At 66.2% G+C, this 7,575-nt stretch carries 8 protein-coding genes and 2 pseudogenes; 3 read left to right on the forward strand and 7 right to left on the reverse strand.

Features of this window, described 5'->3' with window-relative positions:
• The first annotated feature begins 25 nt into the window (after window positions 1–25).
• The gene (locus SM191_RS13090; protein WP_341506583.1) at window positions 26–1,060 is read left to right on the forward strand and encodes an aldo/keto reductase; all 1,035 of its coding nucleotides are present in this window, start codon (window positions 26–28) and stop codon (window positions 1,058–1,060) included.
• 14 nt (window positions 1,061–1,074) lie between these two features.
• A complete protein-coding gene (locus SM191_RS13095) occupies window positions 1,075–2,238 on the forward strand; it encodes an MFS transporter (RefSeq protein ID WP_341506584.1) in 1,164 nt (387 codons plus the stop codon).
• A gap of 49 nt (window positions 2,239–2,287) precedes the next feature.
• Here SM191_RS13095 and SM191_RS13100 read toward each other — a convergent pair whose 3' ends face one another.
• From SM191_RS13100 to SM191_RS13130, 7 genes and pseudogenes are all read right to left on the reverse strand, one after another.
• Complete coding sequence (locus SM191_RS13100; RefSeq protein WP_341506592.1) at window positions 2,288–2,599, reverse strand: hypothetical protein; 312 nt, start codon at window positions 2,597–2,599, stop codon at window positions 2,288–2,290.
• Window positions 2,599–2,661, reverse strand: a pseudogene (locus tag SM191_RS13105) (carboxymuconolactone decarboxylase family protein); the annotation flags it as partial. The pseudogene SM191_RS13105 and the gene SM191_RS13100, both read right to left, overlap by 1 nt.
• Window positions 2,662–2,688: 27 nt before the next feature.
• Window positions 2,689–2,850, reverse strand: a complete 162-nt coding sequence (locus SM191_RS13110) for a hypothetical protein (RefSeq protein ID WP_341506585.1) — start codon at window positions 2,848–2,850, stop codon at window positions 2,689–2,691.
• A gap of 57 nt (window positions 2,851–2,907) precedes the next feature.
• Window positions 2,908–3,456: a GNAT family N-acetyltransferase gene (locus SM191_RS13115; RefSeq protein ID WP_341506591.1), complete on the reverse strand. Its 549-nt coding sequence runs from the start codon at window positions 3,454–3,456 to the stop codon at window positions 2,908–2,910.
• Complete coding sequence (locus SM191_RS13120) at window positions 3,453–4,370, reverse strand: bifunctional helix-turn-helix transcriptional regulator/GNAT family N-acetyltransferase (RefSeq protein ID WP_341506586.1); 918 nt, start codon at window positions 4,368–4,370, stop codon at window positions 3,453–3,455. The genes SM191_RS13115 and SM191_RS13120 overlap by 4 nt, the downstream gene beginning before the upstream one ends.
• A gap of 40 nt (window positions 4,371–4,410) precedes the next feature.
• Complete coding sequence (locus SM191_RS13125) at window positions 4,411–5,307, reverse strand: AraC family transcriptional regulator (protein ID WP_341506587.1); 897 nt, start codon at window positions 5,305–5,307, stop codon at window positions 4,411–4,413.
• 210 nt (window positions 5,308–5,517) lie between these two features.
• Window positions 5,518–6,225, reverse strand: a pseudogene (locus tag SM191_RS13130) (IS5 family transposase).
• A gap of 245 nt (window positions 6,226–6,470) precedes the next feature.
• Between SM191_RS13130 and SM191_RS13135 the strand changes: the two are divergent.
• Window positions 6,471–7,106, forward strand: coding sequence for a L,D-transpeptidase family protein (locus SM191_RS13135; protein WP_341506588.1), 636 nt, complete (start codon window positions 6,471–6,473; stop codon window positions 7,104–7,106).
• Window positions 7,107–7,575 lie beyond the last annotated feature (469 nt).

The following is a 7,575-nucleotide window of genomic DNA, read 5'->3' on the forward strand; positions in this document are numbered from 1 at the left end:
CAATGACATTCGCAAAGGAGGTGTTATGGAATATAGGCAATTGGGATCGTCCGGCCTGCGCGTTCCAGTGCTGTCGTTCGGCGCGGGGACTTTCGGTGGCAAGGGACCGCTGTTCAGCGCCTGGGGCACAAGTGACGCCAGCGAGGCGCGGCGGCTGGTCGACATCTGCCTCGACGCCGGAGTCACGCTGTTCGACACCGCCGACGTCTATTCGGACGGCGCATCGGAACAGGTGCTGGGCGAAGCAATCAAGGGGCGGCGCGATGCCGTCCTGATCTCGACCAAGACCGGCCTGCCGATGGGTGACGGTCCGCAGGACTGGGGCGCGTCGCGGGCGCGGCTGATCGGCGCGGTCGAGGCGGCATTGCGGCGGCTTGGCACCGACCGGATCGACCTGCTTCAGCTTCACGCCTTCGACGCGTCAACGCCGACCGAGGAGGTGATGGGCACGCTCGACCGGCTGATCGCCGACGGCAAGGTGCGTTACGCCGGCGTCTCCAGCTATCCCGGCTGGCAGATCATGAAGGCGCAAGCGCTCGCCGACCGACATGGCTGGCCGCGCCTCGTCGCGCATCAGGTCTATTACTCGCTGATCGGCCGTGCGTATGAATGGGACCTCATGCCGCTGGCGGCGGACCAGGGTGTTGGCGCGCTGGTCTGGAGCCCGCTCGGCTGGGGGCGGCTGACCGGCAAGATCGGGCGCGGGCGGCCGATCCCGGCGGGGAGCCGCCTCCACGAAACCGCCCAGTTCGCGCCGCCGGTCGAGGCCGAGCATCTCTACCGCGTCGTCGATGCGCTGGAGGCGGTGGCGGCCGAGACGGGCAAGACCGTGCCCCAGGTCGCGATCAATTGGCTGCTGCGGCGGCCGACCGTGGCGTCGGTCATAATCGGCGCGCGCGACGAGGCGCAGTTGCGCGACAATCTGGGTGCGGTCGGCTGGGCGCTGTCGCCCGAGCAGGTGGCCGCGCTCGATGCGGCGAGCGACGTGCTGTCGCCCTATCCGCACACGCCCTATCGGCAGCAGGAGGGTTTTGCCCGCCTCGCGCCATCGATGGTTTGACGGGAGCCACGATCATGAAGTTCAACCTCGGATTGCTCGCGCTGGCGGTCGGTGCCTTTGGCATCGGCGTGACCGAGTTCGCGCCGATGGGCATGTTGCCGGTGATCGCGGCCGACCTGCATGTGTCGATCCCCGCCGCCGGGCTGCTGGTCAGCGCCTATGCGATGGGCGTGCTGATCGGCGCACCGCTCATGACGCTCACCACCGGGCGGATCGACCGGCGGATACTGCTGATCGCGTTGATGGGCATCTTCACGCTCGGCAACGCGCTGTCGGCAGTGGCGGGCGGATACTGGATGCTGATGGCGGCGCGGGTCGTCACCTCGTTCAACCATGGCGCCTTCTTCGGCGTCGGCTCGGTGGTTGCCGCCAGCCTCGTGCCGCCGGACAAGCGGGCGGGCGCGGTGGCGGCGATGTTCACCGGGTTGACCGTCGCCACGATCGGCGGCGTACCGGCGGCGACCTGGGTCAGCGAGGCGATCGGTTGGCGTACCGCCTTCGCCGGGATCGCGGGCGTGGGCGCGGTCGCCATGCTGTCGCTGCGGCTCGCTCTACCGCCGCTTCCTGCCACCAAGGGCGGCGACATGCGCGCCGAACTGCGGGTGCTGACGCGCGGGCCGGTGGTGATGGCGCTGGCGCTGACCGTGGTGGGGGCCAGCGCGATGTTCACCGTCTTCACCTATATCGTCCCGATCCTGCGGGAGGAGACGCACGCATCGACCGGCTTCGTGACAGCCATGCTGATGCTCTACGGCATCGGGCTGACGATCGGAAATACGCTGGGCGGCCGACTGGCCGATCGGTCGATCGAGCGGACGCTGATCGGCAGCTTCGCGGTTCTCTCCACGGTGCTGGTCGTGTTTGCGGGCGTGATGCAATGGCCATGGGCCGTCGCCGTGGCCATCCTGATCTGGGGCATCGCCAGCTTCGCGATCGTGCCGCCGTTGCAGATGCGGGTGATGGACGCGGCTTTCGACGCGCCGAATCTCGCCTCCGCGATGAATATCGGCGCGTTCAACCTCGGCAACGCCTTTGGGGCGGCCCTAGGCGGAGGTGTGATCGGTGCCGGAATGGGACTGCCGGTCGTGTCGCTGGCCGGTGCGGCGATGGCGGCGGCAGCACTCGTGATGCTGCTGGCGCTCCGGCGTCAGCCCCGTGCGGCAGCTCGGCCGGCCTGAAGAGCCGCCGCGACGTGGGCCAGTTTGTCTGGATTGCGGACGATATAGATCACCGCGATCCGTCGCCGCCCCCACGGCTGACATAGCCGGGCAGCCCGTCGATCGTCGCGAAGCGGATCACTCTCGCGAAGCGGATCACTTCTGCTGGCGCGTTGGGATACTCGCGACGTAGCTCTGCGAACAGCCGTCGCGCCTTTGCCAGACCCCGAACGATATTGTGGGACCCCATCACACGACCGCCGCCGCCGGAATGGATCGCGACGTCCTCCGCCAGCAGGTCCGACAGGGCAAGTGCGTCAACGCCTCCGCCCAGCCAAGCGCCGCCCGCTCGCGATCCGAATAGAGCGTCGATTCCCGCCATGCGCTCAGCATGTACAGCCGCAGCTCGCTTTCGCCATGACGGCGCAGATCGGTCGAGTGCATGCGCAGGCAGAAGGCACAGTCGTTGATCTACGACACGCGGTACTTCACCAGTTCCAGCAGACTGTGATCGAGCCCACTCGTCATGAAGCTCTGCTCCAGCGCCATCATAGCCTTGATCGCTTCGGGCACCAGAGCGTGCCGGTTCGCGACACAGGTGTCATGGTCGGTCTCCCTGGGTTCCGACGCCACGACGAGACAGCGATGGCCAGTGCGACGTGCTCATCCGGAATTTTCGCCGCCGGCCCGCTAGGCCATATCACGCAGCCGCTTGCGCATGCGGGTCAGCGGCACGACCACCCCGTCGACCTCCGTATCAGCGCGTTCGACCGGCTCGTAACCGCAGGCCGTATAGAGCAGCACGCCGCCGACCGTTCCCATCAGTTCGACGGCGGCGAAGCCTTCGCCCTGCGCGGCCTTTTCGCAAGCGTGAAGGATCATCCGGCCGATCCCGCGCCGGACGTGATCCGGGTGCGTATACATGGCCCGGATGCGCGCGGCGTCCTTGGCCGGATCGAGCAGCGCCGGGTCGCGCAGGTCGGTGCTATGGTCGCCGCCATAGAGCGTCGCGCGCCGGCTCCAGCCGCCACAGCCGACTGGCACCCCATGGTCCTCGACGACGAAATAGGTGCTGTCGCGCACCAATTGGGTGTCGAGCCCCATCACCGCCCTGCTGGCCACGATCTGCCTGGGGGTGAGCACCGCGGCCTGCCCGCGATCGATCGACAGCGTCATCAATTGGCGGAGCGCCCCTAGGTCGGCTTCGGTCGCTAGGCGGATGGTCAGGCCACTGCTCATGCCGTCAGTTCCAGTCGCCACGTTTCCCCCTGAAGCGGAACGCCGAACCTTTCGTGCATCGCCGTCTCGACACACACGAAGCCGTGCGCGGCATAGATGCGGCGCGCGGACTCCAGCACCGTGTGGGTCCACAGCACCAATGCGCGGTAGCCGGTTTTCCGCGCGAAGCTGACGCAGCGCTCGACCAGTGCATCGCCGATACCCCGGCGGCGGGCAAAGGGCTCGACATGGAGCAAGCGCAGCCGTGCGATCCCCTCCCCTTCGTCGGTGACGAACACCGCGCCCGCCATCACGCCGTCGATCTCGGCGATCCAGCATTGCTCGCGCGCCGGATCGAAGTCACGCAGAAAGGTCGCCGTCACCTCGCTCTCGATCGTCTCCAGTTCGCGGCCCCAGCCATGGCTCTCGGCATAGAGCACCGACTGGCGGGCGGCGATCAGTGCGGGTTCGCCGGTGCGGAAAGGGCGGATGACGAACGGTCCGCCTGATAATGGGTCGAGCAGCAGCCGAGCGCGCGTCAACGCCTCGATCAGATCGCGCCGCGCCTGACCTTCCACGGTGCCGAGCAGGTCGCCGACCGCGCTGCTTTGCCGCTGGTCGACGACCGCGAAGGCCGCCTGCCCCGGCTCGGTCAGCCGCAGGTCCCGTGCGCGGGCGTCGTCCTCCCGCCGCTCGCGCACGATCCAGCCGCGTTTCTCGAAACGCGCGACCAGGCGGCTGAGATAGCCCGCATCCATGCCGAGGGCGTCCTGCAACACGGTTGCGGTCACCGGCTCGCGCGTGGCGATCTCGAACAACAGCCGCGCTTCGGGCAGGCTCGCCTCGGTGCCCAGGAAATGCGCGTCGAGCGCGCCGATCGTCTGGGTATAGAAGCGGTTGAAGCGACGGATGGCGGTGATGTCTGCATCTTCCATGATCACCATGCTGGACCATGTTTGTTGACCGAGTCAAGTATTAGGGCAAAGTCGGCTCCGGCACCAATAGCGCGCGAAGGGCCGCCGCATCGCGGCCGGGTGGCACGCCAAAAAGGCGGCGATAGTCGCGGCTGAACTGTGACAGGCTTTCATAGCCGATCGCAAAGCCGACCCGCGCGACATCCTGGGCGGCAACCAGGCGGCGGCGCGCCTCCTGCAACCGCACCTGCTTCTGGAACTGCACCGGCGTCATCGTGGTCACCGCCTTGAAGTGGCGGTGGAAGCCGGGGACGCTCATACCCGCCAGCGCGGCGAGGTCCGCCACCCGCAACGTCTCCGCATAATGGTCTCGGATGAACGCCGTCGCGCGCCCGATCCGTGCGGCATGGGTGTCGACAAGGCCCATCTGGCGCAGCGCCGGTCCGAGCGTCCCACCGAGCAGCCGCCACACAATCTCACGCCGGATCAGCGGGGCGAGCACCGCCCGATCCGCCGGATGGTCGAGCAGCTCGAGTAACCGCCTGAGAGGATCGCGCAACGCCGGGTCATGATCACTGGTCGACAGCGCGTTGAAGGCAGCGCCCGAGCCTTGCAGCCCGGCCTGCTCCGCGACCAGTTCGGCCACGCTCGCGGGCTCGATCGCGAGCGATAGGGCGAGATAGGGCTCTGCCGTGCTCGCCCGCACGATGCGCGATGTGACCGGCAGGTCGACCGAAGCGAGCAAGCACTGGCCTTGGGCATAATGATAGGGCGTGGACCCCAGGACCGACGTCTTCGCACCTTGCACGACGAGGCAGAAGGATGGCCTATAGACCGATCGGATGATGCCGGTCGGCTCCTCCGCACGGGTGATGAGCAGGCCCGGGATCGGGGTTTCGCGACCATGGACGAACCAGTGGCGCTCTATCAGCTCGGCGAGGTCGGACAGCGTCGTCATGGAAGGAACCTTAGCTCCGCCGTGCTCCAGATGCACCACCCCCCGCCTCACCTTGATAGGATCGGGCAGGACATTGATCGGATCGGCGGCGTCGGTCGGACGTTCGCGGCGTATCTCGGGTTCATCCACCCCATCAGGAGAACCATCCCATCCGTATGCGCCAGCGCGGCCAGCTTCGCCAGGATGAGGCGGAGGCGCTGGGCTCAAGATTCATCGATTGATCCAGAAGATGACGGATGCGGCGAGGGCGATGGCGGGTGTGGATGCTTCGCCAGTCCTCGGCCTTCGCCGGGGCAGGCTCCTGAGGCGGCCAACATGTCCTCGATCCTGTGGCGGCGCCGGTAGAGGAGGGCGTCATGCGGGATCGGCATTTTCGACCTTCGCGTGACGGGATACAGGCAGCGGTGCCGCGTACACCGCGCGCCTGGCGGGACCAGTCGGCGTCGTAGCTGCGATCGGCGAGTAGCACCGGAGCGGCCGGCATCGCCTCGAACATGAGGATAGCGTTCTTGTAGTCGCTCATCTGCCCTTCGGTAAGGAGCGTGACGTGCGGGCGGCCACGATCATCACAAACGGCGTGCCGCTTGGAGTTCAGACCGCCCTTGGCACGCCCGATACATCGAGAGCATCGCTCGAACCCCTTTTTTGAGCAGGCTGGCCGCTGTCCGATGCGCCTTCAGGTGGGTGGTGTCGATCATCAGCTGGTCTGCTGGCTCGGCCTCGGCCACCAGCCCCGCAAAGATGCGGTTGAACACCCCCATCCGGCTCCAGCGGATGAACCGATTGTAGATCGTCTTGAGCGGACCGTACGCCGCTCACGATCCGCCGATCATCCACGCGCGGCACACCCTGCGACAACGGAAAATATGGCTCGATCCGGCGCGTCGGCTCATCCGTCAGCCAGAACAGGTCACTCATCAGCGGCGCCTTAGCTGCTAATGAATCAATCCGACGCCCCTTACGCAAGTCGACCAATAGCTCCTGAACCCAGTCGGAGCTGGGTGAGCGGTGCGCGCGGAGCGCGTGCGAGCCTTCGGCTCGCTCAACCCCTCACTCAAGCTGCGCTAGCCAACACGCTGGCAAGCTCCGCTGACTCTCTCTCCTATCCAGGAAAGAGAGAAAAAGGAGTAGCATGAATGTCGATTGGCCCTAGGATGGCATCGATGCGACCCTTGCAACTTCTCGCGGGCGCCATCCTCCTGGGTGCGGTGGGCGGTGGCGTGATGCTGTCGCGCCACGCCGCTCGGCCCAATACCGCGCCCAGCGGCCCGGTCGCCGCCAGGGCCAGTGCCGTGCCGGCGCCCACCGCTCCGTCGCCGACACCCAGCCCGACACCCGCTCCCTTCGTCGTCCGCCACATCCTGCCGATCGACAAGCCGCTGCATCACGGCGAATTCGTCTGGGACGAAAGCGGCGCGCCGCAGGGTCCGGTGGTCATCACCGTCGATCTGGCAGCGCAGGTCGTATCGATCTTCCGCGACGGCCATGAGATCGGTGCGGCGGCGATGATCTTCGGCGCTGACAATATGCCGACCCCGCTCGGCGTGTTCCCGATCCTTCAGAAGGATGCGGACCATGTCTCCAACCTCTACGACGCCCCGATGCCCTATATGCTGCGGCTGACCAATGACGGGGTCGCCATCCACGCCAGCGACGTTCGCTATGGCAATGCGACCCATGGCTGTATCGGCGTACCGTTCGGCTTCGCGCGCAAGCTGTTCGCCGCGACGAAACTGGGCGACCGCGTCATCGTGACCAGCGGCAAGCGGTTGGAAATGGGCCAGAGCATCCTGGGCTGAGCCGAAGCCGGATCACCAGGCCTGTGAATGTCAGGAAAAACTGAATCGCCCTGCCGAAACCAGGCGCAGCTCCAACACGCTACGGGCAAGGCGCGACGGCGTCGATGATTGCACGGGCGCCTCGCCGCTCCGCGTACCCTTCCGCCGTTTTGTGCACCCATTCGGGTCCTTAGCCACTCCACAATGCGCCTCAAATATATTCCACCCCAAAAATAATACCAATGCGATTTATTCGCATTTTCATTTGCCCGTCACTATCAACCCTCTTATTGCGAATGATAGTTGATAGCCAATAAGGGGTTGTACATTCTTTTGACGCTCGCCGCGATGGCAGCGCTTTGGGAGCCTGCGGAGGACAGTAACGGCCTGACCGTAAGCGTCCGCTCATTACCGTAGATGGGATCAACCGGAACGAAGGCCTCACATTTGGCTGTCGATCAGCGCATCCCGCGCGCGGCGTTGCATGCGA

The sequence above is a fragment of the Sphingomonas sp. 2378 genome (genome assembly GCF_038084995.1).
Classification (GTDB): Bacteria; Pseudomonadota; Alphaproteobacteria; order Sphingomonadales; family Sphingomonadaceae; genus Sphingomonas.

Bases quoted from the DNA above. Each gene is read 5' to 3' on its own strand.
- SM191_RS13120 (WP_341506586.1), bottom strand. From the start codon at position 4,370: ATGGAAGATGCAGACATCACCGCCATCCGTCGCTTCAACCGCTTCTAT.
- SM191_RS13090 (WP_341506583.1), top strand. From the start codon at position 26: ATGGAATATAGGCAATTGGGATCGTCCGGCCTGCGCGTTCCAGTGCTG.
- SM191_RS13115 (WP_341506591.1), bottom strand. From the start codon at position 3,456: ATGAGCAGTGGCCTGACCATCCGCCTAGCGACCGAAGCCGACCTAGGG.
- SM191_RS13095 (WP_341506584.1), top strand. From the start codon at position 1,075: ATGAAGTTCAACCTCGGATTGCTCGCGCTGGCGGTCGGTGCCTTTGGC.
- SM191_RS13100 (WP_341506592.1), bottom strand. From the start codon at position 2,599: ATGGCGGGAATCGACGCTCTATTCGGATCGCGAGCGGGCGGCGCTTGG.
- SM191_RS13125 (WP_341506587.1), bottom strand. From the start codon at position 5,307: ATGACGACGCTGTCCGACCTCGCCGAGCTGATAGAGCGCCACTGGTTC.
- SM191_RS13135 (WP_341506588.1), top strand. From the start codon at position 6,471: ATGCGACCCTTGCAACTTCTCGCGGGCGCCATCCTCCTGGGTGCGGTG.